The 26,108-nt window shown below is 64.8% G+C and carries 30 protein-coding genes; 13 read left to right on the top strand and 17 right to left on the bottom strand.

The window, feature by feature from the left end; translation table 11 throughout:
• Positions 1-16 precede the first annotated feature (16 nt).
• From CH271_RS03745 to CH271_RS03735, 3 genes are all read right to left on the bottom strand, one after another.
• On the bottom strand, positions 17-1,273 hold the full coding sequence (locus tag CH271_RS03745) for a L,D-transpeptidase (protein WP_179274748.1): 1,257 nt from the start codon (positions 1,271-1,273) through the stop codon (positions 17-19).
• Positions 1,274-1,324: 51 nt separating this feature from the next.
• Positions 1,325-2,875, bottom strand: a complete 1,551-nt coding sequence (locus CH271_RS03740) for an MBL fold metallo-hydrolase (protein ID WP_094632684.1) — start codon at positions 2,873-2,875, stop codon at positions 1,325-1,327.
• Between the two features lie 62 nt (positions 2,876-2,937).
• Positions 2,938-3,954 carry a UDP-N-acetylmuramate dehydrogenase gene (locus CH271_RS03735; protein ID WP_094632683.1) on the bottom strand — a complete coding sequence of 339 codons (1,017 nt, stop codon included), beginning with the start codon at positions 3,952-3,954 and terminating at the stop codon, positions 2,938-2,940.
• 58 nt (positions 3,955-4,012) lie between these two features.
• Here CH271_RS03735 and CH271_RS03730 point away from each other — a divergent pair, with 58 nt between their 5' ends.
• Genes CH271_RS03730 through CH271_RS03720 form a run of 3 tightly spaced genes read left to right on the top strand, consistent with a single transcriptional unit; the run spans position 4,013 to position 5,815 of the window.
• Positions 4,013-4,522 carry a DUF2505 domain-containing protein gene (locus CH271_RS03730; RefSeq protein WP_037186887.1) on the top strand — a complete coding sequence of 170 codons (510 nt, stop codon included), beginning with the start codon at positions 4,013-4,015 and terminating at the stop codon, positions 4,520-4,522.
• Between the two features lie 11 nt (positions 4,523-4,533).
• Positions 4,534-5,037, top strand: a complete 504-nt coding sequence (locus CH271_RS03725) for a DUF2505 domain-containing protein (protein WP_032380350.1) — start codon at positions 4,534-4,536, stop codon at positions 5,035-5,037.
• Entirely contained in the window at positions 4,994-5,815 is an 822-nt protein-coding gene (locus CH271_RS03720) for a class I SAM-dependent methyltransferase (protein ID WP_256986189.1), read from the top strand. Before CH271_RS03725 ends, CH271_RS03720 begins: the two co-directional genes overlap by 44 nt.
• 52 nt (positions 5,816-5,867) lie before the next feature.
• Here CH271_RS03720 and CH271_RS03715 read toward each other — a convergent pair whose 3' ends face one another.
• On the bottom strand, positions 5,868-6,455 hold the full coding sequence (locus CH271_RS03715; protein WP_037186882.1) for a type IV toxin-antitoxin system AbiEi family antitoxin domain-containing protein: 588 nt from the start codon (positions 6,453-6,455) through the stop codon (positions 5,868-5,870).
• 110 nt (positions 6,456-6,565) lie between these two features.
• On the opposite strand from CH271_RS03715, the gene CH271_RS03710 reads away from it, so the two are divergent.
• Positions 6,566-7,312: an LmeA family phospholipid-binding protein gene (locus tag CH271_RS03710; protein ID WP_052047274.1), complete on the top strand. Its 747-nt coding sequence runs from the start codon at positions 6,566-6,568 to the stop codon at positions 7,310-7,312.
• A gap of 14 nt (positions 7,313-7,326) precedes the next feature.
• Here CH271_RS03710 and deoC read toward each other — a convergent pair whose 3' ends face one another.
• Positions 7,327-7,980 (bottom strand): deoxyribose-phosphate aldolase, encoded by a 654-nt coding sequence (gene deoC / locus CH271_RS03705; RefSeq protein WP_373453590.1) that lies wholly within the window; start codon positions 7,978-7,980, stop codon positions 7,327-7,329.
• Positions 7,981-8,039: 59 nt separating this feature from the next.
• Here deoC and CH271_RS03700 point away from each other — a divergent pair, with 59 nt between their 5' ends.
• Entirely contained in the window at positions 8,040-8,882 is an 843-nt protein-coding gene (locus CH271_RS03700; RefSeq protein ID WP_094632681.1) for a class I SAM-dependent methyltransferase, read from the top strand.
• Positions 8,883-8,895: 13 nt separating this feature from the next.
• Complete coding sequence (gene purU, locus CH271_RS03695) at positions 8,896-9,780, top strand: formyltetrahydrofolate deformylase (RefSeq protein WP_094632680.1); 885 nt, start codon at positions 8,896-8,898, stop codon at positions 9,778-9,780.
• Between the two features lie 15 nt (positions 9,781-9,795).
• Here purU and CH271_RS03690 read toward each other — a convergent pair whose 3' ends face one another.
• The 5 genes from CH271_RS03690 to CH271_RS03670 form a co-directional block, all read right to left on the bottom strand.
• On the bottom strand, positions 9,796-10,821 hold the full coding sequence (locus CH271_RS03690) for an alpha/beta fold hydrolase (protein ID WP_094632679.1): 1,026 nt from the start codon (positions 10,819-10,821) through the stop codon (positions 9,796-9,798).
• Between the two features lie 81 nt (positions 10,822-10,902).
• Positions 10,903-11,190 (bottom strand): DUF2516 family protein, encoded by a 288-nt coding sequence (locus CH271_RS03685; RefSeq protein WP_371828356.1) that lies wholly within the window; start codon positions 11,188-11,190, stop codon positions 10,903-10,905.
• A 72-nt stretch (positions 11,191-11,262) separates the two neighbouring features.
• Positions 11,263-12,054, bottom strand: coding sequence for a heparin-binding hemagglutinin (locus tag CH271_RS03680; protein ID WP_094632678.1), 792 nt, complete (start codon positions 12,052-12,054; stop codon positions 11,263-11,265).
• Positions 12,047-12,514, bottom strand: coding sequence for a helix-turn-helix domain-containing protein (locus tag CH271_RS03675; protein ID WP_052047273.1), 468 nt, complete (start codon positions 12,512-12,514; stop codon positions 12,047-12,049). Before CH271_RS03675 ends, CH271_RS03680 begins: the two co-directional genes overlap by 8 nt.
• Positions 12,515-12,587: 73 nt before the next feature.
• Positions 12,588-13,862, bottom strand: coding sequence for a DUF445 domain-containing protein (locus tag CH271_RS03670; protein ID WP_037186872.1), 1,275 nt, complete (start codon positions 13,860-13,862; stop codon positions 12,588-12,590).
• A 73-nt stretch (positions 13,863-13,935) separates the two neighbouring features.
• Here CH271_RS03670 and CH271_RS03665 point away from each other — a divergent pair, with 73 nt between their 5' ends.
• The gene (locus tag CH271_RS03665) at positions 13,936-14,676 is read left to right on the top strand and encodes a TetR/AcrR family transcriptional regulator (RefSeq protein WP_037186871.1); all 741 of its coding nucleotides are present in this window, start codon (positions 13,936-13,938) and stop codon (positions 14,674-14,676) included.
• Here CH271_RS03665 and CH271_RS28675 read toward each other — a convergent pair.
• Complete coding sequence (locus CH271_RS28675; RefSeq protein ID WP_179274747.1) at positions 14,673-14,849, bottom strand: hypothetical protein; 177 nt, start codon at positions 14,847-14,849, stop codon at positions 14,673-14,675. The two genes, CH271_RS03665 and CH271_RS28675, sit on opposite strands and share 4 nt — an antisense overlap.
• 61 nt (positions 14,850-14,910) lie before the next feature.
• On the opposite strand from CH271_RS28675, the gene CH271_RS03660 reads away from it, so the two are divergent.
• Positions 14,911-15,456 carry a type 1 glutamine amidotransferase domain-containing protein gene (locus tag CH271_RS03660; RefSeq protein WP_094632770.1) on the top strand — a complete coding sequence of 182 codons (546 nt, stop codon included), beginning with the start codon at positions 14,911-14,913 and terminating at the stop codon, positions 15,454-15,456.
• Between the two features lie 16 nt (positions 15,457-15,472).
• Entirely contained in the window at positions 15,473-16,465 is a 993-nt protein-coding gene (locus CH271_RS03655; RefSeq protein ID WP_037186870.1) for an iron-siderophore ABC transporter substrate-binding protein, read from the top strand.
• Positions 16,466-16,533: 68 nt separating this feature from the next.
• On the opposite strand, the gene CH271_RS03650 is transcribed toward CH271_RS03655, so the two are convergent.
• A complete protein-coding gene (locus tag CH271_RS03650) occupies positions 16,534-16,995 on the bottom strand; it encodes a PPOX class F420-dependent oxidoreductase (protein ID WP_094632769.1) in 462 nt (153 codons plus the stop codon).
• A 32-nt stretch (positions 16,996-17,027) separates the two neighbouring features.
• Between CH271_RS03650 and CH271_RS03645 the strand changes: the two genes are divergently transcribed.
• A complete protein-coding gene (locus CH271_RS03645; RefSeq protein ID WP_094632677.1) occupies positions 17,028-17,885 on the top strand; it encodes a PPK2 family polyphosphate kinase in 858 nt (285 codons plus the stop codon).
• 78 nt (positions 17,886-17,963) lie between these two features.
• Here the strand turns inward: CH271_RS03645 and CH271_RS03640 are convergent, their stop codons facing one another.
• The 4 genes from CH271_RS03640 to aceA form a co-directional block, all read right to left on the bottom strand.
• The gene (locus CH271_RS03640; RefSeq protein WP_037186868.1) at positions 17,964-19,004 is read right to left on the bottom strand and encodes an NAD(P)-dependent alcohol dehydrogenase; all 1,041 of its coding nucleotides are present in this window, start codon (positions 19,002-19,004) and stop codon (positions 17,964-17,966) included.
• A gap of 96 nt (positions 19,005-19,100) precedes the next feature.
• Positions 19,101-19,376 carry a hypothetical protein gene (locus tag CH271_RS03635; protein WP_037186866.1) on the bottom strand — a complete coding sequence of 92 codons (276 nt, stop codon included), beginning with the start codon at positions 19,374-19,376 and terminating at the stop codon, positions 19,101-19,103.
• Between the two features lie 91 nt (positions 19,377-19,467).
• Entirely contained in the window at positions 19,468-20,343 is an 876-nt protein-coding gene (locus tag CH271_RS03630) for a 3-hydroxybutyryl-CoA dehydrogenase (protein WP_037186864.1), read from the bottom strand.
• A gap of 160 nt (positions 20,344-20,503) precedes the next feature.
• Complete coding sequence (aceA, locus tag CH271_RS03625; protein ID WP_037186862.1) at positions 20,504-21,793, bottom strand: isocitrate lyase; 1,290 nt, start codon at positions 21,791-21,793, stop codon at positions 20,504-20,506.
• 531 nt (positions 21,794-22,324) lie between these two features.
• Between aceA and CH271_RS03620 the strand changes: the two genes are divergently transcribed.
• Positions 22,325-23,248: a DUF559 domain-containing protein gene (locus CH271_RS03620; RefSeq protein ID WP_143546000.1), complete on the top strand. Its 924-nt coding sequence runs from the start codon at positions 22,325-22,327 to the stop codon at positions 23,246-23,248.
• 85 nt (positions 23,249-23,333) lie between these two features.
• On the opposite strand, the gene CH271_RS03615 is transcribed toward CH271_RS03620, so the two are convergent.
• Entirely contained in the window at positions 23,334-23,738 is a 405-nt protein-coding gene (locus tag CH271_RS03615) for an SPW repeat domain-containing protein (protein WP_094632675.1), read from the bottom strand.
• A 147-nt stretch (positions 23,739-23,885) separates the two neighbouring features.
• On the opposite strand from CH271_RS03615, the gene ramB reads away from it, so the two are divergent.
• Both ramB and CH271_RS03605 read left to right on the top strand, forming a co-directional pair.
• Complete coding sequence (gene ramB / locus CH271_RS03610; RefSeq protein ID WP_037186857.1) at positions 23,886-25,298, top strand: acetate metabolism transcriptional regulator RamB; 1,413 nt, start codon at positions 23,886-23,888, stop codon at positions 25,296-25,298.
• An 18-nt stretch (positions 25,299-25,316) separates the two neighbouring features.
• On the top strand, positions 25,317-26,105 hold the full coding sequence (locus CH271_RS03605) for an LLM class flavin-dependent oxidoreductase (protein WP_094632674.1): 789 nt from the start codon (positions 25,317-25,319) through the stop codon (positions 26,103-26,105).
• Positions 26,106-26,108 lie beyond the last annotated feature (3 nt).

The following is a 26,108-nucleotide window of genomic DNA, read 5'->3' as shown; positions in this document are numbered from 1 at the left end:
CCTACGGCACTTGCGCTCACCCAGCGGGCGCAGGTGCCGTCGTCGCAGGTGTCGTGGTCGCGGTCGCTCCGCCGGCAGGAAGTGCCGACATCGACTCCCAGGTCGACCAGTCGATGGCCCAGTCGTACAGGTCGCCGTCGGCTGCCGAGAGGTCGATGCGCGTTCCGGTGACCTCTACGGGATCGCCGTACATCGCCGTCTGGAAGTACTGCTGAGCGTCGGCGTCGGAGAGGTTGATACATCCGTTGGTGACGTTCGATGCGCCCTGCACACCGGTGGTCAGCGGATTGGCGTGGATGAATTCACCGTTGTTGGAGATGCGCACCGCCCAGCGTTCGCGGACGTTCTCGTAGAACGGCGGGTTGGACATCAGGAAGTCCTCGTGCTTCTCGGTGACGACGTGGATGCCGCTGCGGGTGACGTTGCGGTCCTCGTTGCCCTCGCCGTAGCTGACGGGAATGTCCATGATCGTCTGGCCGTCGCGGACCACCTGCATGCGGTGGCTGGTCGCGTCGGCGACGACGACCTGGCTGCGTCCGATGCTGAAGTTCAGGGTGACGTCGTCGGCACCGTACGCGCCGTCGCCGTAGTTCACGCCGTAGAGCTTTGCGTTCACCGACACCGTCGTGCCGGGTGCCCAGTAGTTGGTGGGACGCCAGTGCACGCGCGAGCCGTTGTCGTCGGGGAACCAGGCCCATGCGCCGGGCGTCGGCGGGTTGGTGGTCACCGTCAATGCCTTCTCGACGGCGGCTTTGTCGGCGATGGCGGAGTCGAACTGCAGGATGATCGGCGCGGCGATGCCGACTTCCTGGCCGTCGCCGATGTTGGTGCTCACCGACGTACGGCTGTCGGGCTCGACGGTGGTGAAGGCACCGGTGATGTCGACGGTCTTGTTGTCGCTGCCCAGGGCCGAGCCGGACCACGTGTACTGGACGCCGTAGCCGAGGGGCTCGGTGACGGCGTACGAGGTCTTGTCGGGCGAGAGCGCGCCCTGGACGACCTTGCCGTCGGGGTTGGTCAACGCCACCTGGGTGAGCGTTCCGTCGGTGACCGAGACCGAGATCGGCGCGACGGGACTGACGTCGACGGCACCTGCGACCGGGTTCTGGGTGATCTGTGCGACGGGCGCTGCCTCGGTGGTCGGGGCCGCGGCACCCGAGCCACCCTCGCCCGATCCGACGGTGCAGCCTGCCACGAGGGCCACCAAGGCGACGAGCACGGCGATCAACCACACCGTGCGCGTCCGTTTTGTCTGTTCTACCTGCTCATGCACGTTGTCCAACGTACCTGCGTCTGCGAACTACCCCGATTTTTGGGGGCAGTCTCACAGCTTGCGCGTTCGAAGTTCGTGCCCTTTCGAGGTGAGGCAGCGGCCGGAATCGAGGCTCCAGTCCCACCCGTGCAGATTGCAGGTGAGCTTGTTCCCCTCGACGATGCCGAACTTCGTCAGGTCCGCTTTCAGGTGCGGGCAACGACGTTGGATCTCGTAGCCGCCCATCGTGATCGTGGCCGTGTCGTCGTGCGCCTCGGAGAACCAGCCGTCGGCGTAGGCGATGCGCTCGTCGGTGAGGCATTTGAAGAACGTGTAGAGGAACTCGTTGTAGCCGCCGACGCGTCGGGCACGGAAGCGGGTGGACAGGAAGATCGAGTTGACCCAGTCCGGCTCCTGGTCGCGGATGGCGGTGCGTACCAGTTCCGGCGGGATGGTGAAGCTGTAGCGGAACCGCTCGTTCGAGATCGGTTCGCGCACAATTCGTTTCGGGAAGTCGAGCACAACGGTTTCGTCGCCCATGGTGATTCCGACGGGGTAACCGATGCCGTCGCAGATCAGATCCGTCTGCGCCATGATCGGCTCGAACAGGCCTCGCATCGGCTCGAGCAACGGCTCGCCCTCGGCCGGAGCCCACGCTGCCTTCTCCGCGGCGATGACCGACGCCTGACGCTGGGCGTAGGCCTCGATGTACTCGGCCTTGCCGGTGGTGAAGATGGCCTCGGCCTCGGCCGTCGGGATCGGGTGCTCGTGCGAGATCAATTCGGAACCGTCGAACGTCGCAGCGGTGCCCGGCATCATCAGCAGACCCTTGTCGTGCCCGTGCAGTCGCATCTGCTCGAGAAACACCATCTGGTCCGGAAACACGTTGGCCGGGTCGCCGTAGACGTCGTTGAGCGAGCGCAGCTCGTCGTCCAGGAAACACGGCGGGCCCGCCGACGGGACGACCCACGTCGAGCCGACCTGCTCGATGTACTGGCGTGCCCGATCCATCTGACGCTGACGCTTCTGGATGCCGAAATTCTTCTTCGCACGCGAAACCATGTCGTAGACCATCGGGTACCAGATCGCGCCCGAGTACTGCAGCATGTGCACGTCCACGGGACCGAAATTCTCGGTCATCACGTCCAGGTCCACCGGCCTCGCGTCATTCATGTTGAACGCGACGGTCTTGCCGTCCGAGACGACGAGACCCGAGTCGCCGATGGGACCGTCGGCGGGCGCGCGCAGCGCGATGATCATGATGTCCAGATCGCCCTTGGGACCGGAGATCGTGTGCTTGACCGAGTCCGTCGTCTCGTAGAACTTGTGGAAGCCGAGCTTCTCGAGCTCGTGCTTGAGATCGAGCACCGGGTAGTCCGGCAGCAGCACGGTGGCGTCCTTGTTGACGTGCTCGGCCAGGTTCTTCGGGTCGAAGTGATCCTTGTGCAGGTGCGAGACGTAGAGGTAGTCGCAATCACCCAACTCGTCCCAGTCCAGGCCCGAGTTGTCGGGAAACGGGAACCACGACGCGTAGAACGACGGGTTGACCCACGGATCGCACAGGATGCTTCCGGCGTCGGTCCGAATATGGAATCCCGCATGTCCCACGCTGGTGACCTGCACTGATTTACCTCCTACGAGCTTTCACTTGCAAAGCTCCATCGTATGCGCCGTTTCGACCGGCCCTAACCCAGCGCGCAGTTGACGAGGTCACATTCGGGCGTGAGCGTGACGCCGAACTTCTCCTGCACCCCGTCTCGCACGTGCGTGGCCAGCGCCATGATGTCCGACGCGCTCGCCCCACCCCTGTTGGTGACGGCCAACACGTGCTTGGACGACAACGCCGCGGTGCCGCGCCCGAATTCGGTGCCGTACCCGCGCGGGAAGCCCGCGTTCTGGATCAGCCAGGCAGCCGGGATCTTGGTTCCCGCGGGGTCGGGGAAGCTGGGTGCGTGCGAAGCGGCCTCGGGCACCTCGGCCAGCACCGGGTTGAGGAAGAACGATCCGACGCTCCACGTGTCGTGGTCTCCTGCGTCGAGCACCATGCCGCGTTCGCCACGCAGAGCCAGCACGGCCGCGCGCACGTCCGGCACCGGTACGACGTCGCCGATCTGCACGTCGAGACGCTCCGACAACGCCGCGTACCGCACCGGTAGCGACTCGGTCGTCTTCTTCAGCGCGAACGTCACATCCAAGATCACGTACCGCGAGGATCGCTTGAACACCGACGACCGATGCGTTCCGAAACCGCACTGCTCCGGCGTCCACACCGCCGTCTCCTCGGTCTCACGGTCGTAGACGGTCAGGCCGTGCAGCAGCTCCGACGTCGACGCGCCGTACGCGCCGACGTTCTGGATGGGCGTCGCGCCGGTGGTTCCGGGAATGCCCGACAGCGCTTCCATGCCGGACAGACCTGCTTCGATCGTCGCCTGGACGACGGCATCCCACTCGACGCCGGCGTCGACCGTCACGATCTCGCCGTCGATGTCCAGCCGCGAACCGGTCACTCGAATCACCCGGCCGTCGAACCCGTCGTCGCCGACCACCAGGTTGGATCCGCCGCCGACGACCAGCACGTCGGTCCCCGCGCGATCCGCGTCGCGCACCAGGGAGACCAACTCGTCGCCGGTCGTCGCAACGGTGAATTCACGGGCCGGGCCACCCACGCGGATGGTGGTGAGCTCCGAAATTGCAGTAGGCACGGACTCTCACGCTACCGGTCGCGCACTGCTGTCTTCAGTCACCCGGTAACCTGCGCCTATGCCTCGCCCTATTGAGCACAGCTCGACTGTGCCCGCCTCCGCCGACAAGGTCCACGCTGCACTGACGTCCGAGCAGTACTGGAAGGACCGCATCGAGCAGATCGGCGGACCGGGCGCAAGCCTGAAGAGTGTCACCGTCGGCAACGGAACCATCGACGTCGTCATGACTCAGGCCGTCCCCGAAGAAGAGTTGCCGTCCGCGGTGACCGCCTTCAAGAAGGGCGACCTCATCATCGAACGCACCGAGAGCTGGGGACCGTTCGACGGCACCCACGCCGACGGCACGTTCGGAGCGACCGTCGAAGGCGCACCGGCCCGCATCACCGGCACCACCACCCTCGATGCCACCGGCGATGCGACGACCATCGCGCTGGCCGGCACCACCGAGGTCAAGGTCCCGATCTTCGGCGGCAAGATCGAAGCGATGATCAGCGAGCAGGTGCTCTCGCTCATCGACAACGAACAGGACTTCACCGGTAACTGGATCGCCGCGAACACGAACGGCTAACCTGGCGCACTATGGCTCGCCGAATGAACTACTCCGCCCGGTTCACCCACTCGACGCAGCAGGTCTATGCAGCGCTTTCCAGTCGCGATCACTGGGATGCGCGCATCGAGGAGATGCGTAAGTACTCGGAGAACGAGCTGAAGAGCTTCGAGGTGTCCGACGCCGGAATCGACATCGTGATGCACCACGTCATCCCGCGCACCGAACTGCCCGACATCGCGCAGACGGTGATGAAGAAAGACATGGTCATCACCCGCAACGTGCATTTCGACGCCTACGAAGAAGTCACCGCGGGCCACTACGACGCGTCGATTCCGGCCGGACCCGGCTCGCTGAAGGGCACCACCTCGCTCTTCCCCACCAACGGCGGTTCGACGCTGCGCACTTCCTCGGAGGCCAAGGTCTTCCTGCCGTTCATCGGTGGCAAGCTCGAGCAGCTCATGCTCGTCAACCTCATCGACCTGTGGCGCGGTGAAGGCGAAGTCACCGCCGACTGGCTCGAAAAGAACGCCTAGCCCACTGAGCAAGCCTGAGGGCGTCATCACCCGCGGCACCACCGGCATCAATCGGTTGCGTCGCAGCGACCGGTGGCTGGTGCACAACCCCGATGTTCGACGCGTTCTGCTCGACTCGCCGAATCCCCTCGTCGTCGACCTCGGGTACGGGGCGATGCCGAACACGACCCTCGAGCTGGCCGGTCGACTGCGCACCGTCCGGCCCGATCTCCGAGTCACCGGTCTCGAGATCGACCCCGCACGCGTCGTCCCGGGGAGTGACGGCGTGGAGTTCGCCCGCGGCGGTTTCGAGCTGGCGGGCTTGCGCCCCAACCTGGTGCGGGCGTTCAACGTACTGCGGCAGTACCCCGAGGATGCGGTACCTGCTGCCTGGCAACGCATTTTGGCGGGTCTGGCACCCGGCGGCCTACTGATGGACGGCACCTGCGACGAGCTCGGTCGACGCTGCGCCTGGGTGTTGCTCGACGCCGATGGGCCGCGCTCGCTGACGCTGGCATGGGATCCGTTCGACGTCGAGATGCCGTCGGACATCGCGGAGCGGCTACCGAAGGTGTTGATACATCGCAACATCGAGGGTGAGCTCGTGCACGATCTGCTTCGACGGGCCGACAGGGCGTGGTCGGTGTCGGCACCGCTGGCACCGTTCGGGCCTCGAATTCGGTGGCGCGCAGCCATGAAAGTGCTTGTCGAACAAGGTCTTCCGATCACACTCCCCCGCCGACGGATGCGAGACAACGTGCTGACGGTCCCCTGGTCGACGGTCGCACCTGCACCGTGAATCGGGTGCAGCCGACCGCGCTCAGCGCGGCCGGCTGCACCCGATCCCGCGGCTACGTGCAGGCAGACAGTGCCAGTTCGACGCGTTCGGCCACTCGGTCGGTGCTGCTTCCCGCCTCGGAGTACAGCGTTTGCGGGTCGACGCGACCGATCGCGACGGCGTCGCACACCACTTCGTCGAGGGTGATCTGGGAGATGCCACCAGCGGCGAGGTCGAGCACGGTACGCACCGGCGTGGTGAGGTTGAATGTGCCCGCAGACTCGACGTCCCGTGGCTCGAGCCGCAGACGATGAACCGCCAGCCTGGTGTCGGTCAGTCGAAGGTCGCCGAATGCGCAGACGTGTACGAACTGAGGGTGCAGGTGCCCGAATCCGTGTAGCTCCGCCGCACTCTGGTGCGAGATCACGGCCTCACCGCCGAACCAGGCGCACCACATGGCGAACACTTCGAGTTCGCTGCGTGGCCACTGGCCGAGTCGGAACAGGTTGCGCTCGACGCGAGTCCACGTGTTCGTGGCCAGATTGACGCGCACCATCGCAGAATCGAAGCCGAGTTCGCCGGCCTGCTCGGCCGTGAAATAGCCGTCCTGACGAGTGGCCAACGAGTGCAGCTCGTGCACGCTCGGTCCTGTCGTACTCATGACGCAAGCCTACGTCACAATGTGTTACAGGTCACAAAGTTTCGTACCGAGAGCACATGTTCGGCGAGTTTCACAGAGCTTGCTCAGAATCATCGGGAAGACTGCCAGGAATGTCATCCACAGCAAGGCGCAGCACAGCACCGCTGATCGCAGTCTCCGTCGTTGTCGTCCTCCTCGTCGCCGTCATCGGTGGCGAGTTGTTCGTGCGTCAGCAGATCAAATCCTGTCTCGCCGGACAGCTCGAATCCGAGCTCGGCAGCCAGGTCGAGGTCGGTCTCGGCCTCAAGCCGGTCCTGCTCTCGCTGGTGGACAAGAAGGTCTCCTCGGTGACCGTCGACAGCAACGACGCGCGCTTCGGACCCGCCGAGGGCATGGTCGTCCAGGCCGAGGCACGTGATCTGAATCTGACGCAGACCGCCGACTCCGGCGGCACCATCGGCAGCTCGAGCGCCGACATCTCGTGGTCGACCGACGGCATCACCCGCACCCTCCAGAGCCAGGGCATCGGCGCGATCGTCTCCGGCGTCACCTCGGATGCATCGGCCGGCACCCTCGACTTCGCCGTCGGTGCTCTGGCGAACCTCACCGTCAAGCCGCAGGTCGTGGACGGCAGGGTCGACTTCCAGACCGTCGACGCGTCGATCCTGGGTCTCGGCATTCCCACCGATCTGGTCGACTCCGTCGTCGGCGTGCTGACCGACAGCCTGCAGGCCTACCCGCTGGACATGGCTCCGACCTCGCTGACCGTCACCGACAGCGGCATCGAGCTCACCCTCGAAGGCGGGCAGTACACGATTCCGGTGACCCAGCAGGATCAGAATCAGCCGACTCCCGAGGGTTGCTCGCTCGTCGCGTAATCCTCGCAGTCGCTCTAGCTCAATCCGTCCAGCACCGCGCGGGTGCCCGAGAGTCCCAATCGTGTTGCGCCCGCGTCGATCATGGCCAGGGCGGCGTCCGTGGTGCGGATGCCGCCGCTGGCCTTGACGCCCAGTCGGCCGCCGACGGTCTCTGCCATCAAACGCACGGCTTCGACGCTTGCGCCGCCCGCGGGGTGGAATCCGGTGGACGTCTTGACGAAGTCGGCACCGGCCTTCTCGGCGGCGCGGCACACCTCGACGATCGCGTCGTCGGACAGCGCTGCAGATTCGATGATGACCTTGAGGACCGCGCTTCCGGCGATCCCTTCGCGGACGGTGACGATGTCGGCCAACACCGCGTTGTAGTCCCCCGCGATGGCCGCGCCGACGTCGATCACCATGTCGACCTCGTCGGCACCTTGCTGCACCGCGAGCCTGGCCTCGGATCCCTTGATCAGCGAATGATGCTTGCCCGACGGGAATCCGGCGACGACGGCGGTGAGCATTCCCTCGGCGCGAATCGGCAGCATCGACGGCGATACGCACACGGCGAGTACTCCGAGCTCGCGGCCTTCCTCGATGAGGGCGGCCACGTCGGCCTGGGCGGCTTCGGGCTTGAGCAGGGTGTGGTCGACCATTCCGGCGAGGGCGGCGCGGGTGAGTGTCATGCGGTCCAGCTTTTCACAGCTCTGCCATTCGTAACCCTGTCGGTCTACGATTTTCGGTCATGACCGCAGCGTCGCTCGCCGCCACCTTCAACGCCACCAGCAGGGAGTTCGACGGCCTGACGCCGCAGGTGTGGGGCCCGGCCGGGCAGTCTCTCGCTTTCGCACTCCGATTGGTCACCGGCGACGCGGTTCTCGACGTCTGTTCCGGCACCGGGGCGTCGGCCGTTCCTGCGGCCGCGGCGGTGGGCCCCGACGGTCTCGTGCATGCCATCGATCTCGCCGACGACCTGTTGGAGGTGGGCCGCGTGAAAGCCACCGATCGCGCCCTGCGCAACATCGACTTCGTTCTCGCCGACGCCGCCGAGTGGGAGCCGCCGTCGACGGTTCCCGATGCCGGATACGACGCGCTGGCCTGTTCGTACGGCATCTTCTTTCTGCCCGATCCCGAGGGGGACTTCGCTCGTCTGGTGTCTCTGGTTCGTCCGGGCGGCCGCGTCGGGGTGACGGTGTGGCGCAAAGGTGCGATCGAGGCGTTCGCGAGCACGTACTTCGAGGTGATCGGTGCGCACTCGCCGCCGAACGAGCACGACGGGCCACTCGCGCAGGACGGCTACGACCGGCACCCGATCCGTCGAATGGAGACGGCGGATCTTCTGTCCGCGTGGCTCACCGCGGCCGGCACCACCGATGTCGAGGTCGTGGAGCTGTCCAACCACGTTCCCGCAACGGAGTCGTTCGTGTGGGATCTCGTGCTGGGCAGCGCGATGCGGGGCGCGCTGACACCGTTCGACGATGGGACCCGGACGCAGATCCGTGCCGAGTTCACTGCGCTGCTGACCGAGCGCGGAATCGATTCGATCGATCTCGGGACACTGGTGGCAACCGGGGTACGGACGCCCTGAGACAATCGGCGGTATGAGTTCTTCCGTATCCGAGGATCGCCGCTACGTCCTGTCGCTCGGTTGCCCCGACAAGACGGGCATCGTCGCCCGCATCTCGACCTTCCTCGCCGAGGTCGGTGGATGGATCGTCGAGGCCGCTTATCACGCCGATCCCGACACCGGCTGGTTCTTCACCCGGCAGGCCGTACGCGCGTCGTCCGTGGACATGACCATCGAGGAGCTACGCACCCGTTTCGCCGTGGTCGCCGCCGAGCTCGGCCCGGAAACCGAATGGACACTTCATGATTCGGGTGAACCCAAGCGCGTGGTCCTGCTCGTCAGCAAGGAAGCACACTGCTTGCACGACCTCCTCGGCCGCGCAGCGGGCGGCGAGCTGCCCGCTCAGATCTCCGCGGTGATCGGCAACCACAAGTCGCTCGAGCCGATCGCCGCCGCGCACGGCACCCCGTTCCATCACGTCGAGTTCGCGAAGGAACCGGCCGAGCGCGGGCCTGCTTTCGAGGAAGTGCGATCGCTGGTCGATTCCTACGACCCCCACGCGGTGGTGCTGGCACGGTTCATGCAGGTTCTCCCCGAGTCGCTGTGCACGCACTGGGCGGGCCGGGCCATCAACATCCATCACAGCTTCCTGCCGTCGTTCGTCGGCGCACGTCCGTACCACCAGGCATTCGCGCGGGGCGTGAAACTGATCGGGGCGACGTGCCACTACGTAACGGCCGAGCTCGACGCGGGTCCGATCATCGAGCAGGACGTCATCCGCGTCGACCATTCCGACGAGGTGGCCGACATGGTGCGTCAGGGCCGCGACATCGAGAAGCTGGTGCTCTCCCGCGGCCTGCGGTGGCACCTGGAGGATCGTGTCCTGGTGCACGGCCGCAAGACCGTGGTGTTCAGCTAGGCGAGACCCGAACGATCACAGGTTCCGGAGCCGAACCACTTCGGCGTTGAATTCGTCGATTGCCTCGACGGAACTCATGTGTCCGATGCCCGGGATCACGATCAGTCGGCTCAGGTGATCGTGATCGTCCAGGGCGCGGGCGAGTTTGCGAGCGTGCACGGGCGGGGTCAATCGGTCGGCCGATCCGACGAGCACGCTGGTGGGGACGGACATGTTCTCGAGCGCTTCGTGGATGTCGAGGTCCGTGAGTGCCGCACCCCAGATGCCGCGGGTGCGCGGCGCGCATTCGAGCACGATCTTCTCGCAGAACGCCACCTCGGCGGCAGTAGCACTGGGTGCCATGGAGATGTATTTGATGGCTTGGCGCACCACCGGTGACGGGCGCAGCGGAAGTGCCGAGCTGAGCACGGCCTTCCCCACGGGGGTCGGGACGCGCGGGAAGCGTTGCGGCAGTGGGATGACGGTGGTTTCGCGGACGAGCGAGTCGGTCGCGGTGCTGGCGAGCAGCACGGCACTGACGAGTCGATCGACCTGCTCGGGATAGTTCCCGGCCCACGCCATGATCGACATGCCGCCCATGCTGTGGCCCACCAGGACGGCCTTGTTGTCCTCGGCGACGGTGGCGGAGAGGATGGCGGCGAGATCGTCGGCCAGCACGTCGGGGCTCAGCGGTCGCGTTCCCACGTCGCTGCGGCCGTGGCCACGCTGGTCGTAGGCAATGACGCGGTAGCGGCCGGCGAGGGCGTTGATTTGCGGAAACCAGTAGTCGGCCGAGCAGGTCCAGCCGTGGCTGAAGACGATCGGTTCGGCATCGGCGTCACCGTAGCTGCGAACGTGCAGGTGCGCACCGTCGTCGGTGACCACCTCGGTGACGAGCGGCTCGATCGTGGGATGCTTCAGAAGCTCGTCGGGCCGAACATCGGTCGTCCTGGTGAACGAATGCAGGCGACGCCGCCGGACGACGAATGCACCGACGGAGGCCGCCGCGGCCGCGCCGCCGATTCCGAACAGCACACGTTCGACTACCTTGCGTGAAACCACAGAAAATTCCCCTCTACCTCGACCCCCTGGCGGGTGCGGTAGACGGTACGCCCACGATCTCGTGAGCGTCGATGCGGCTGCCTACCAGCGGGGTCCGCGTTGAATGCTGTCGATCTTCGGTCGTACGTCGACGAGGTACACGCACACGGCGACGACACCGATGATTCCCAGGAATCCGATCACTCCGGAGACCAAAATAAGAAGCAGACCCACGAAAAGAATGGCCAGCCAAGCGTTCTTGGTGAGCTTGTCCACGGCAGGAAAGGCGTCGGCGCGCTGACGCAGGGCATGGAAGATCGCGAATCCTGCGCCTACCACTCCGAGGATCTGCAGAAAGGTCAGAATGTAGTAGCTGAAGCTGCCGGCGATGCTCACGCGGCCAGTGTACGAGAAACGACCCCCGCACCGCGCGGCGCAGGGGTCGTTTTCTTTACGATTGCTTTAGCGAGTGGTCTTCTTCGCAGGAGCCTTCTTGGCTGGAGCCGGCGCGGTCTTCTTGGCAGCCGGTGCCGGTGCCGTCTTCTTCGCGGGTGCCGGAGCAGGCTTCTTGATCGGCGAGTTCGCGCTGCTGCGGGTCTTGGCCTCGACCTTGCCTGCCACGCCGCTCACCTTGTCGGAAGCCTCGACGGCCTTGTCCTTGGCCTCGTCGCCTGCTTCGTCGATGTTCTCGGCGAGCTCGTCGGCGGCCTCGGAGATTTCCTCGGCACCTTCACGAACCTTGTCCGACGCGAGGCCGGCCAGTGCAGCGGCGCGCTCGCCGACTGCGCGGGTCTGCGAGGCGACGGTTCCGAGGGCCTGCTCGGTGAGGTCGACGACGTCGTTGGCAGCGGTGTTGGCGCGCTCGAGGCCTTCTTCGACGGCCGGGGTGCGGCGGATACGCTCGACGGTCTCTTCACCGCGCTCGGCGAGCGAGGTGTAGAGGTCGGAGGCGACCTTGAGGTATGCCTCGGCCACCTTGCGGAGCTCTTCGGGGGTGAAGCGCTCGCGGAGTTCGGCGATCTCGTCGGGAAGCTCTGCGGGCAGGTTCGCGAGGCGCTCGCGCAGGCTCTCGACGCCTTCGGTGACGTCCTCGGAGATGTCGGCGATGCGGGCGTTGACCTCGCTGGTACGGCTCTCGGCGCGCGAACGCACCTGAGCGACGACGTCCGCTACTGCCTGGACGACGGCGTCGCCTGCACCGACGGCTGCGAAGATGGGGGTCTTGACGTTCTCGAAGTTCTTGGAATCAGACATCGGGTGTCTCCTGTTCGTCGGGTTCGGGCTCCTGCGTCGACTCGTTCTCACGACAGAACGAGTCGTAGATCTCGATCAGCACTTGCTTCTGCCGTTCGGTGATGTGCTCATCGCCGAGCAGAGCTTCGCGCACCGGACCGTGGGGACGCGCTTCCAAGATCCCGGCCCGGACGTACAGCACCTCCGAGGAGACGCGCAGACCCTTGGCTATCTGCGCTAGCACTTCGGCGGACGGATTGCGCAGTCCGCGTTCGATCTGGCTGAGGTAGGGGTTGCTCACTCCGGCCCGACTGGCGAGTTGCCGCATCGATACCTGCGCGGCTTCCCGTTGCGATCGGATGTAGCTGCCTATGTCCTGTGCTGCAGTCGTGACGACTGCGGCAACAAGATCCCCCGCCTCGGCGACGACCTGCGTCGCCTCGGTCGCCTTTGCGACCAGATCCCCCTCGTCATCGGCCATCTCGGCCTCCTGTTTTCGGTGTCCTACTGGACGGTACCGAAGGGTGCTAACTATTGCAAGCACTCTGCTAGCACTAGTGCCCGAAGATCAGATCCGAGATCGTGTAGATGGCAAGACCGGCGATGGAACCGACGACGGTTCCGTTGATGCGAATGAACTGCAGATCGCGTCCCACCTGCAGTTCGATCTTCTTGCTCGCTTCCTCGGCGTCCCAGCGCGCGACGGTGTCGCCGATGATCGTGGTGATCTCGTCGGCGTAGTTCGCGGCGATGTAGCTCGCACCACCGAGGAGCCAACCGTCGACCTTGCCGCGCAGGTCCTCGTCGTCGCGCAGACGGACGCCGAGGTTGGCGGTGTTCTCCTTGATCTTGGTGCGCAGCGTGCTCGTCGGATCGTCCACCGACTCGGTGATCAGCCGCTTGGCCACCTTCCACGTCGCCGCAGCGAGGCCGGTGATCTCCTCGCGTCCCATGATCTGCGCTTTGAGCTTCTCGGCCTTCTCGATGGTCACCGGATCGTGCTGCAGGTCGTTGGCGTAGTCGATGAGGAACTTGTTCGCGGCCTGACGGACGTCGTGCTCGGGGTTGGAGCGAATCTTCCAGGTGAACTCGACGAGTTCCTTGTAGACCTTCTCCCCCAGCAGAGTGTCGACGAACTTCGGCGACCAGTTCGGGGAATCCCTCGCGACGACGCGATCGATCATCTCCTGGCTGCCGAGCGCCCACTGGTGAGCGCGCTCGGCGAGCATGTCGATCAACGGCAGTTGACGGTTCTCGCGGAGCAACTCGTCGAGGATGCGGCCGATCGGCGGACCCCACTGCGGATCGGCGAGTCGACGCACGATGGTGCTGTCGATGACGGCGGTGATGTCCTCGTCGTTGAGTACGTCGACGACGCCGTGCAACACGGTCGCCGCCTCGGCCGCGACGCGTTCGGCGTTGTCGGGCTGGGCGAGCCAGGTACCCAATCGCAGCGGAACCTGCGCCGACGCGACCTTCTCGGACACCACCTCGGGCGCGAGGAAATTGCTGCCGACGAACGAACTCAGGCTCGCGCCCAGCTGGTCCTTCTTCTTCTTGATCAGAGCCGTGTGCGGAATCGGGATACCCAGCGGGTGCTTGAACAGTGCCGTCACCGCGAACCAGTCGGCGAGTGCGCCCACCATGCCCGCCTCCGACGCCGCTCGGACGTAGCCGACCCAGGCACCTGCGCCCGTCGACTCCTGCCATCGGCAGAAGAGATAGACGATCGATGCGAAAACGAGAAAGCCCGTCGCGACTGTTTTCATCTTGCGGAGGTCGCGACGTTTGGTCTCGTCGTCGAAGTTCATGAGCTGCACAACCGACATTGTGCCCAGAAATGTGGCAGATCAACCGGACGCAGCCTGCAATGGTGTCGGACAAGGCGCATAGGGTGGGGTTGTGGCGAGAAATACGACGGAGGCAAAGCTGAACGAGTCCGAGCCGAGCGAGGACAAGCCGAAGGTCGAGAAGCCGGACGGCCGAAAGCGTCGGTGGCGTGAGCACAAGATCGCGCGCCGCGAAGAGCTCGTCGACGGCACGTTGGCCGCGATCCGGTTGCGAGGCCGCGAAATCGGGATGGACGAGATCGCGTCGGAGATCGGTATTTCCAAGACGGTGCTCTACCGCTACTTCACCGACAAGAACGACCTGACGAGCGCGACGATGTCGCGGTACGTCGAGACGACTCTCGCACCTCGCATCTACGCTGCGATCTCACACGAGCTCGACGAGTACGAGCTCACTCGCGTCGTGGTGACCGCGTACGTCGAGACGGTGGCCACCGATCCCGAGGTGTACCTGTACGTCATGGCGAACAACGCCGGCAACAACCGCGACGTGGTTGCCGAGTCCGAGCGAATGATCGCCGAGTTGCTCTCCACCGTGTTGGGTGAACGCCTGCGGCAACGCGAGATGGATTCCGGTGGCTCGGTGCCGTGGGCCTTCGCCATCGTCGGTGCGGTTCAGTTGGCCACGCACTGGTGGATCTCCAACAAGTCGATGTCCGCCGACGATCTGATCGACTATCTCTGCATGATGATGTGGGGCGGAATCCACGGGGTCGCCATGGCCGACGGCTCCCCCGCGAAGTTCAAGTCGCAGCCGCATCCTCTGGTCGACGAAGAGCCGAACACGCCTTAGCGCTCGTCGTACCCGTCGTCGTCCAGGGGTACTTCTGCTCGTTGATCCAGCACGTCCCTGGCGTCGGCCTCGATGGGCAGCTCGTCCGCACTCGGCTCGTCGGGCTCGTCCACGATCGGCAGGTTCTGCAGGGCGCGATCCTCGGCCGGAGTTTCGATGGGTGATTCGCTCATGGGTCCATTCGTACCATCGCTCGTCGGTTTGGGATCCGGCCCCGTCGGACATTCGAACGTCATGACTACCGAAACCTTGACCGGACGCCGCGTCGCCATTCTCGCCACCGACGGGGTCGAGCAAGTCGAGCTGGTTCAGCCTCGCGAAGCCGTCGAAAATGCCGGAGCCACAGTCACATTGGTCGCACTCGACCATGGCGACATCCAAGCGATGGAGAGCGACGTCAATGCCGCCGACACCTTCACGGTCGACCGCGTGGTCGCCGAGGTCTCCGCGGACGACTTCGACGCACTGATTCTGCCCGGCGGCACCACCAACCCCGATCAACTTCGCGTCGACGCGGACGCAGTGGAGTTCGTCCGCGCCTTCGTGCAGGCCCGCAAGCCCGTCGGCGTGATCTGCCACGGCGCCTGGACCCTCGTCGAGGCCGACGTTCTGAAGGGCCGGACGTTGACGTCGTACCCGAGCATCCGAACCGACATTCGAAACGCGGGAGGAACCGTCGTCGACGAAGAAGTCGTGGTCGACGGCAACCTGGTCTCGAGCCGCAATCCGGACGACCTGCCGGCCTTCTGCGCGAAGATCGTGGAGCATTTCGCCGCTTGATAGGTTAGCGTGCCCTATGCGCATCTCACGTTCGTCGGCTCTGCCTGCGGCAGCCCTCGCCCTTGCCCTCACCCTCACCGCATGCAGCTCCGACGGTAGTGACTCCGACGGCGCCACCGACTCGGCAGAGTCCGGCGGCGTCGTCGTGACCGACATGTTCGGCGAGGTCGAGGTACCTGCGAACCCGCAGCGAGTGGTCGCACTCGGATGGTCGGACGCCGAAACCGCGCTGGCGCTCGGCGTCCAGCCCGTCGGTGCCAGCGACTGGCTCGGCGTCGGCGGAAACGGGCTCGGTCCGTGGGTCGACGAGACCTACGACACCGACCCCACGATCGTGGGCACCTTCGACGTCGACATGGAATCGATCGCGGCGCTGGCGCCGGATCTGATCCTGTGGACTCGCAGCACCAACGACAAAGCCGTCTACGACGACCTGTCCGAGATCGCCCCCACTGTTGCGGCACCGCCCGGAACCGACGTCGCCTACGGCACCACGTGGGACGGCCAGACAGAGATCGTCGCCCAAGCGCTCGGAAAGGTCGACGAGGGCAAGAAACTCGTCGACGACACCAAGACACTGTTCGACGACACCATCGCGGCCAACCCCGAATTCGCCGACAAGACCGTCGCCGTCGGCACGCTCTACAGCGGACAGGTCGGTGCCTACGTCCGCGGCGACACCCGCGTCGACTTCCTCGAATCACTCGGCCTGACCAACACCCCGGCCATCCAGACCCTCGCCGAACCCGGAGCGTTCAGCATCGAACTGTCGGAGGAGAACATCGCCGCGCTCGACGCCGACCTCACCGTCATGTTCCCCATCGGCACCGGACCCGAGGTGATCACCGACAACCCGTCGATCCAGGGCCTGCCGTCGGCACGCGACGGACGCCTCGTCGTACTCGGTGACACGAACCTGTCCAACGCATTCTCGGCCGCCTCGGTCGCAGGCACCCGATACGCACTCGAGAACGCCGTGCCACTGTTCGCGGCACCGCTGAAGGGCTAGTCACACCCTCCCTGGCGGGCTTGTCACACTCTTCCCGGGGGCTTGTCACACTCTCCCGGGTGGGCTTGTCACACTCTTCCCGGGGGAAATCCACCCGCGGCGATCGGGCCCCAGGTGTCGATCACGATGCGTATCAACGACTTTCCCTGCTTCACCATCGCCGCGCGGTACTCGTCCCAGTCCGAGTGCTCGCCGGCGATGCTGCGGAAGTACTCCACCAGAGGTTCGACGGCGTCGGGAAGATCGATGATCTCGGCCGTACCGTCGACCTGGACGTAGTCGCCGTTCCAGTCGTCACTGTGCACCAGCACCGTGACGGCGGAGTTGCGGCGGATGTTGAGCACTTTCGCGCGCTCGGGGTAGGTGGCGATGACGATGCGGCCTTCCGAGTCCACCCCGGCGGACACCGGGGAGACCTGCAGACCGTCGTCGCGCTTGCGAGTGATCAGGGTGTGGTGGTGCCGCGGAGAGACGAACTCGAGCAGTTGCTCACGCGACACGGTTTCTGCTTTTGCAATGGTAGGGGCCATGAATCCCATGGTAGAGAAGTAGTCTTCCGCCTATGGCCGACAAGTCGAAACTGTGGACGCTCTCTCCCGTCGATGTGCTGCGCGCCAGCGCCTCTCCCCGTGTGGAGGACATCGACTTCACGGCAACTCCGGGTTTCGACGGCGCGAAAGCACACGGCAACGACGTCCTCGAGCAGCGCGGAGCGGTGCTGGCGGCACTCCAGGAAAAGCTCTACGCCCACGGCCGCGCAGGCGGCAGCAAGTCGGTTCTGCTGGTGCTGCAGGGCATGGACACCGCAGGCAAGGGCGGCATGGTCAAGCACGTCATCGGGATGGTCGATCCGCAGGGCGTCGACCTCGCGTCGTTCGGGGTACCCACCCAGCAGGAGAAGCAGCACCACTACCTGTGGCGCATCCGCAAAGCCCTTCCACGGGCCGGCCGGATCGGGGTGTTCGATCGATCCCACTACGAGGACGTTCTCGTCGTCGCGGTCCACGACCTCGTGCCACGGCAGGTGTGGGAGAAGCGATTCGACGAGATCAACGCCTTCGAGAAGGAACTGGTCGACGAGGACACGGTCGTCGTCAAGGTGGCCCTGTTCGTGTCGGCCGACGAGCAGAAGAAGCGATTGCAGGAGCGGCTCGATCGACCCGAGAAGCACTGGAAGTACAACCCGGGCGATGTCACCGAGCGTGGCTTCCTACCGCAGTACCGACAGGCATATCAGCGGGTGCTCGATCGTACGGACTTCGATCATGCGCCGTGGTACGTCGTTCCGGCCGACCGCAAGTGGTACAGCAGACTTGCGGTCACGGAGATCCTGATCGACGCCCTGGAGAAGCTCGATCTCGATTGGCCCACAGCAGATTTCGACGTCGAGCACGAGAAGAAGCGGCTGGCCGAGAGCTGAACCCGCTTCGATGACGTGAATGGTCCATTGACCCCGTCTGGGCAGGTCAATGGACCATTCACGCGTCCAAGGAAACAGTTACAGCGTGGCTGCGTCGATCACGAAGCGGTAGCGCACGTCGGACTTGACGACGCGGTCGTATGCCTCGTTGATCTTCTCGGCCGGGATGACCTCGATCTCGGCACCGATGTGGTGCTCGGCGCAGAAGTCCAGCATTTCCTGCGTCTCGGCGATGCCACCGACCATCGAACCGGCGAAGGAACGACGGTTGGCCAGCAGGTTGAACGCGGGCACCTCGAGGGGCTTCTCGGGAACGCCCAGCTCGACGAGGGTGCCGTTGCGGGCGAGCAGTCCGAGGTACTTGCCCATCGGCAGGTTCGCGGAGACCGTGTTGAGGATGAGGTCGAACTTGCCCTGCAGATCCTTGAGGGCGGTGGTGTCCTTGGTGGCGTAGTACTCGTCGGCACCGTAGGCCTTGCCGTCGGCTTCCTTGGCGTCCGTCTGGCTCAGCACGGTGACGTGGGCACCGAGAGCGTGCGCGATCTTCACGCCGATGTGGCCCAGGCCGCCCATACCGATGATGGCGACCTTCTTGCCCGGTCCTGCTCCCCAGTGCTTGAGCGGCGAGTACAGGGTGATGCCCGCGCACAGCAGCGGTGCGGCAACGTCGAGCTCGACGCCTTCCGGGATGCCGAGAACGAATTTCTCCGTCACGACGATCTGGGTGGAGTAGCCGCCGTGGGTGAACTCGCCCTCGTAGGTCTTCGAGTTGTACGTCTGGACGACGCCCTTGGTGCAGTACTGCTCGTCGCCGTCCTTGCACGCCTCGCACTCGCCACAGGAGTCGACGAAGCAGCCGACGCCGACGCGGTCGCCCACCTTGCGGCTGGTCACCTCGGAGCCGACCTCGGCCACGATGCCTGCGATCTCGTGCCCGGGAACGACGGGGTACGTGGTGCCGCCCCACTCGTTACGGGCGGTGTGAATGTCGGAGTGGCAGATGCCGGCGAACTTGACGTCGATGAGGATGTCGTTCGGTCCGACTGCGCGTCGCTCGATCGTCGCCTTCTCGAGCGGGGCGTCCGGAGCGGTGGCCTGGTAAGCGGTAGCTGAAGTCATATCTACATTGCTACCTACGCATCAGTGAGAGCGCAAGGCAGCTACCGCCTCGACCAGGCTATTCCTGCTCTAAACGAGTCGTTTGCAACAGTAACGTCAGCTGTTCTTGGCGATGTTGGCCCCGAGCCACAGTACGTATGCGCCCAGACCGACCAGTCCGATCTTACGCGTCTTGGGGTACGCGATCGCCGCGCCGACGGCCAATTCGGTGGCACCGTTACGACTGATCCAGGTTCTGGTGTCCTTGGGGAACGGGAGCTTGGTGATTCCCTCGAATGCCTCGGGCACCACGAAGTGGGCGGCACCGGTGGCGGCCAACCCGATCCCGAATGCCTTGGGAACCACACCGTTCGACTTCGTGGACTTGCTCACTGACACGCTCCTGTGATCGAAGTGACTGCGTTTCGCAGACCGACAATAGCGCTCCGGTGTCCGTCGCGGGGCAACCCGCCCGGGGCGGTGTCTACTTTGCGATTCGGCCGTTCTCGTAGCGATAGAAACCGGCTCCGGCTTTCTTTCCGACGCGGCCCGATTCGACCATGCGCAGCAGCAGCGGCGGCGCCAGGAAGAGAGGTTCCTCGAACTCCGAATACATGGAATCGGCAATGGCTTTGACCGTGTCGAGGCCGACGAGGTCGGCGAGTGCGAGTGGCCCCATGGGGTGCGCCAGACCCAGCACCGTCGCCTTGTCGACGTCTTCCTTGGTGGCGAATCCGGATTCGACCATGCGAATCGCAGAGAGCAGATACGGCACCAGCAACGCGTTGACGACGAAGCCCGAGCGATCTGCTGAGCGCACGACCTGCTTGCCGAGGACATCGCCTGCGAATCGCTCGGCGCGGTCGGCCACTGCCGGTGAGGTCAGGTCGGTGGTGACGAGCTCGACGAGTGGCAGTACCGGGACCGGGTTGAAGAAGTGCAGACCGACGACGCGGCCGGGTGCCGTCGTCGCGGCTCCCAGGCTCACGATGGGAATGGAGGAGGTGTTCGAGGCGATGACGGCGTCGGGGTCGGTCACCACCGAGTCGAGTTCGGCGAAGATGTCGGCCTTGATCTTCTCGTCTTCGAGTACTGCTTCGACGACGAGCTGGCGATCGCGAAAGTCGGCGAGGTCGGAGGTGAATCGCAGCCTTGCCGCAGCGTGCTCTCGCTCGCGTTCGGTGATCTTGCCGCTGCTCACTCCGCGATCGAGGGACTTCAGGATGCGGGTGCGTCCGGCGCTCGTCAGCTCACGAGTCTGTTCGTAGACCAACACGTCGACATGGGCGCGGGCGCAGACCTCGGCAATTCCTGCCCCCATCTGCCCGGCTCCGACGATCCCCACCCTCTCGACCGTCACAGGAAGCTCCTAGTCATAGATGTTGCGGCACAACAGGTTCAAGCGAGATGGGGGTAACTCTTCCGGGGTACGCCCAGAACCCAGGCGATACAAATCAGGCGGCCCGCAGCGAATCGCTGGGGCCGCCTGACTGGTGCGCTAGAAGGTCAGGAGAGGCGGCTCAGTGGAACTGGCCTTCTTCGGTGGAGCCCTTCAGTGCAGCCGTCGAGGTGTTGGGGTCGACGGTGGTGGCGATGCGGTCGAAGTAGCCGGCGCCAACCTCACGCTGGTGCTTGATGGCGGTGAAGCCGCGCTCTTCGGCAGCCTTGAACTCGCGCTCCTGCAGGTCGACGAACGCGGTCATGCCTTCGCGGGCGTAGCCGTGTGCCAGGTCGAACATGCCGTAGTTGAGCGAGTGGAAGCCTGCGAGGGTGATGAACTGGAACTTGAAGCCCATGGCTCCGAGTTCCTTCTGGAACTTGGCGATGGTCGCGTCGTCCAGGTGTGCCTTCCAGTTGAACGAAGGCGAGCAGTTGTAGGCGAGCAGCTGGTCCGGGAACTCGCTGCGAACCGACTCGGAGAACTTCTTGGCGACCTCGAGATCCGGCACGCCGGTCTCCATCCAGATGAGGTCGGCGTACGGGGCGTAGGCCTTCGCACGGGCGATGCAGGGCTCGATGCCGTTCTTGACGCCGAAGAATCCTTCTGCGGTGCGGGTTCCGTCGAGGAACTCACGGTCACGCTCGTCGACGTCGGAGGTGATCAGCGTGGCTGCCTCGGCGTCGGTGCGGGCGATGATGACCGACGGGACGTCGGCGACGTCGGACGCGAGGCGTGCCGAAGTGAGGGTGCGGATGTGCTGCTGGGTGGGGATCAGAACCTTGCCGCCGAGGTGGCCGCACTTCTTCTCCGATGCGAGCTGGTCCTCCCAGTGGACGCCTGCGGCGCCGGCCACGATCATGGCCTTCTGCAGCTCGTAGGCGTTCAGTGCGCCACCGAAGCCTGCTTCGGCGTCGGCGACGATCGGTGCAACCCAGTTCTTGACGGACGTGTCGCCCTCGATCTTGGCGATCTCGTCGGCGCGCAGGAGAGCGTTGTTGATGCGACGGACGACCGACGGCACCGAGTTGGCCGGGTAGAGGCTCTGGTCCGGGTAGGTGTGGCCCGAGAGGTTGGCGTCGCCTGCGACCTGCCAGCCGGAGAGGTAGATCGCCTGAAGGCCGGCGCGAATCTGCTGCACGGCCTGGTTGCCGGTGAGGGCACCGAGCGAGTTGATGTAGTCCTCGTTGTTCACGAGGTCCCAGAGGATCTCGCTGCCGCGGCGAGCGAGTGTCGCTTCTTCGACGACGGTGCCCTGGAGGTCGGAGACCTGCTGTGCGGTGAAGTTACGGGTGACGCCCTTCCAGCGGGGGTTGGTGTCCCAATCCTGCTGGATCTCGGCGATGGTCTTCGGGGTGCCGGTGGTCGACATCTTCAGCTCCAGTCTCTTCTGCTTCTCGGCCTGCCTCGAGACGAATCTTCACATCGTTGCCAGGCCCTTCTGGTGTACTCCAAAACAATGGCACACCCGAAAACAGGCGTCTACCAGTTGTTAGTGCCAATCTTGGCTAGCTTTCCCGACACTGTTGCTAATGTTGCAAATTTTCGGTCGGCGCAAACCTCTCCGATCGGACGGCGTGGTTACTCGCCAGTAGCGATGAATCCCCAGTTGATGAACGCAATGAACAAAAACTCATACAGGACGCTTGTACGGTTTGCCGGGGGCGTCTGAATCGAGTCAGAAACTGCCGGTCTTGTGACCGACATCACAGTACCCCGATCTCAAGATGTGGACATGCGCGGGGCGCTCCACTCGACGCCACTTCCCACGAAATCACGCGTCCGACGCCCCCGAATGGAGCGCTACGTGCACTCATCCACAGACACGCAGCTATCCACAGGGCACTGCATTCCCCCAGGTCGAGCGTCGGAGGACACCTACAGCATCGCCGACGCTGCATCCATGACACCCGACAACGCCGACGCAGGCTCCACTCCCGGACCCCAGGGTCATTCCGCAGGCTCCACTCCCGGACCCCAGGGTCATTCCGCAGGCTCCACTCCCGGACCCGCCACCCTTCAGCAGCTCCTGGCCTCCGGGCTCCACCCCAGCACCGTCTCGCGGCGCTTCACCCGTGTTCTGCCGACGGTCCACATGCGCGGGGAACCGTCCACGATGGATCGGTGTCGGGCCGTTTCGTTGTGGCGACCGGACGCCGTGCTCAGTCACCGGTCGGCCGCATACCTGCGGGGCTGGACGACCGAACCGACCACCCTCGACGCCACCGTCCCTCGCTCGGCGAGGTTGCGGCCACCGCCATGGCTTCGGCTACATCGTCGCGCACTCGATTCCAGGCTCGTCGACGAGGTCGAGTCCCTGCCGTGCACCGCGCCCGCACAGACGATTCTCGATTGCCTGGCGGTACTCCCCCGCGCCGAGGCCGAGTTGCTGATCGACGAACGCCTGAAATTCGGACTCGACCCCGCGTCACTGCTCCGCCTGCTCGAACGATTCCCGGGTCGACGCGGCAACGCAGAGTTGGCTCGCCAAGTTCGGCTGGCGGTGACCAGATTCGCCTCGGAACCGGAGCGGGCGTTGGGACGCGCGCTGCACCGGATCGGGCTGTACCTGGAGATGAATGCGGTAGTCGGTCCGTACATCTGCGACCTCGTCGACCGTCGCAGCCGAACGATCATCGAAGTGGACGGGCGTGAATTCCACAGTGCAGCTGGGGTATTCAGCAAGGATCGGCGTCGGCAGAACGCTTTGGTGCTCGATCGCTGGCTGGTGCTGCGCTACTCGGCATTCGACGTGCTGGCCGAACCGGACGTCATCGCCGGCGAGATTGCGTCGGTGATCCGGCGACGTCGGGAATCGAGGCGATGACTGCACAGAATGCTCCACTCCCGGGGCCGCGCACGATATTCATCGCGCACGCCCCCGGGAGTGGAGCGCCGGTTGCAGAGAAGGCTCAGACGCGAACGCCGGTGTGCTCGTCGCTGTGTGCAATCACCCGGGAGGTGATCGGAGTCCGACGCGAGGAGAGCACCCCGAGCGCACCCATGGCGGCGATCACGAGTCCGCCGACGATGGCGAACAGGTCCGCTGCCAGCAATCCGGACGGGAACACCATCAGCGCGGGCGAGACCGCGAGCAGCAGGCCGAGGCCGACGTGGGTCCAGTGACTCTGCCTGGACGACGATCCGATCGCCCACAGCGCGGTCGATGCGGCGAGAATGCCGAGCACGAGGATGGCACCGGTGACTTCCTGGTCTCCCTGGACGGGCAGCCAGACGGTGGATGCGACGAGTACGGCTCCGGTGACGAATACGACGACGTCCCTGACGATTTCGGAAGTGCGTTGACGGTTGGACATGACCGCTCCTCGTGGTGCGTGGTGAATAGCTCGTATACCGGTATACGCCTTTACTTCGGCTAATGTTCCCGAACAACATCGAATTGTGACTCAGCAGCTAGTTGCCAATGCTGTTAAGTCAATTCTTCGCAGGCGTAGCCTGGCGATATGTCCAAAACCTTCGTCGGCGTGCGGCTTCGGCAGCTCCGCAGCGAACGCAGCATGAGTCAGGTATCGCTGGCGCAGAAGCTGGGAATCTCGGCCAGTTATCTCAACCAGATCGAGCACGACGTGCGTCCGTTGACGGTGCCAGTACTGCTGCGGATTTCCGAGGTGTTCGGCGTCGACACGTCGTTCTTCTCCTCCGAGGACGACACCAGGCTGGTTGCCGAACTCCGCGAGGTGGCGCTCGATCAGGACATGGGCATCGACGCCGATGCGCACGAGATCGCGCAGATGGTCAGCTCGCACCCGCAGCTGGCACGAGCGATGGTCAACATGCACCGCCGATACCGCAATACGACGGCTCAGCTGCTGGCCGCTACCGAGGAGCGTTTCTCCGACGGCAGTGGCAGTGGTTCCATCAGCAAGCCGCACGAAGAAGTGCGCGACTACTTCTATCAGCGGCAGAACTATCTGCACGAATTGGACACTGCGGCAGAAGCTCTGACCTCGAGAATTCGGTTCCATCGCGCCGACGTCGGCGGCGAGATCGCCAAGCGATTGCGGACGGTCCACGACGTGCAGATCGTCAATCGCATCGACCTCGGCGAGAATGTGCTGCACCGGTTCGATCCGCAGACGCGAGTACTGGAGATCTCACCGCATCTCTCCGGCGGGCAGAAGGTGTTCAAGTACGCCGCCGAACTCGCCTATCTCGAATGCGGGGATCTGCTGAAGAAGATGGCCGACGAGGGCAATTTCACCAGCGAGTCGTCGAAGAAGCTGGCCGTGCTCGGATTCGCGAACTACTTCGCAGCCGCGACGGTGTTGCCGTACCACCAGTTCCACGACGTGGCCGAGGATTTCCGGTACGACATCGAGCGGCTCTCGGCCTTCTTCTCGGTCAGCTACGAGACCATCTGCCATCGACTCTCCACCTTGCAGAGACCCGAGCTACGGGGTGTGCCGTTCTCGTTCGTGCGGGTCGATCGCGCCGGGAACATGTCGAAGCGTCAGTCCGCCACAGGTTTTCACTTCTCGTCCAGCGGTGGCACGTGCCCGCTGTGGAACGTGTACGAGACGTTCGCCTACCCGGGCAAGATCATGACACAGATCGCCGAGATGCCCGACGGCCGCAGCTACCTGTGGATCGCGCGCACCGTGGAGCGACGCGCCGCGCGATACGGCCAGCCCGGCAAGACCTTTGCCATCGGCCTCGGTTGCGAACTGCGCCACGCCGGACGGCTGGTGTACGCCGACGGTCTGGACGTGCAGGGGTCGGCGGCGGCGACGCCCATCGGAGCGGGCTGCCGGGTGTGCGAACGCTCGAACTGCCCGCAACGTGCGTTTCCGCCACTGGGCAAGGACCTCGATATCGATGAGCACCGAAGTTCGGTGTCCCCGTACCTCGTTCGCTGAGAAGAAAGGAAGAGTGCCATGACTCGAATCGGCGTCGTACTCCGACCCGAACTTGCGCCGGAGGATCTCGTCGAGGCGGCACGTGCGGCCGACCGTGCGGGCGTCGACGAGGTGTGGTTGTGGGAGGACTGCTTCTATTCCGGTGGAGTGTCCACTGCTGCATTGGTTCTCGCGACCACCGAACGCGTGAACGTCGGCATCGGGGTGCTACCCACTCCGATGCGGAACGTGGCAGCCACAGCCATGGAGATCGCTACCATCGCCCGAGTCCACCCGGGACGGCTCCGCGTGGGGCTCGGACACGGTGTGCAGTCGTGGATGGGCCAGATCGGGGCGCGAGTGCAGTCGCCCCTGACGTTGCTGAGCGAGCAGATGACAGCGCTCACCGCACTGTTGGCGGGCGAGAGCGTCACCGTGCAGGGTCGGTACGTCTCACTCGACAACGTGCAGCTGAATTGGCCTCCGCTGCAACCGCCGCCGCTGCTCGTCGGTGCGACGGGGCCGAAGACTCTCGCCCTGAGCGGCCGTCACGGCACGGGGACCATCCTCACCAGCGAGACGTCACCGGATCAGGTGCGAACAGCCATCGGGCACATCGACGGCGGGCCCGATCACGACGTGGTCGTCTACGTGTCGTTCGGCTCCGAGTCCGATGCGGCCCCGAGCAATATCCGACGATGGATCGACGCAGGAGCCACCACCATTGTGCTCGAACCCGCCGCGGATAGATTAGATCTTTCCGACCTGTTCGCACACGGGGCATCGTTGACACAGCAGTTCGGTTCGCCGGAGCTGCACTCGCGGTGAGCA

The sequence above is a fragment of the Rhodococcus sp. 05-340-2 genome, assembly GCF_002258915.1.
GTDB lineage: Bacteria > Actinomycetota > Actinomycetes > Mycobacteriales > Mycobacteriaceae > Rhodococcoides.
This window is presented reverse-complemented; position numbering and strand designations above follow the sequence as displayed.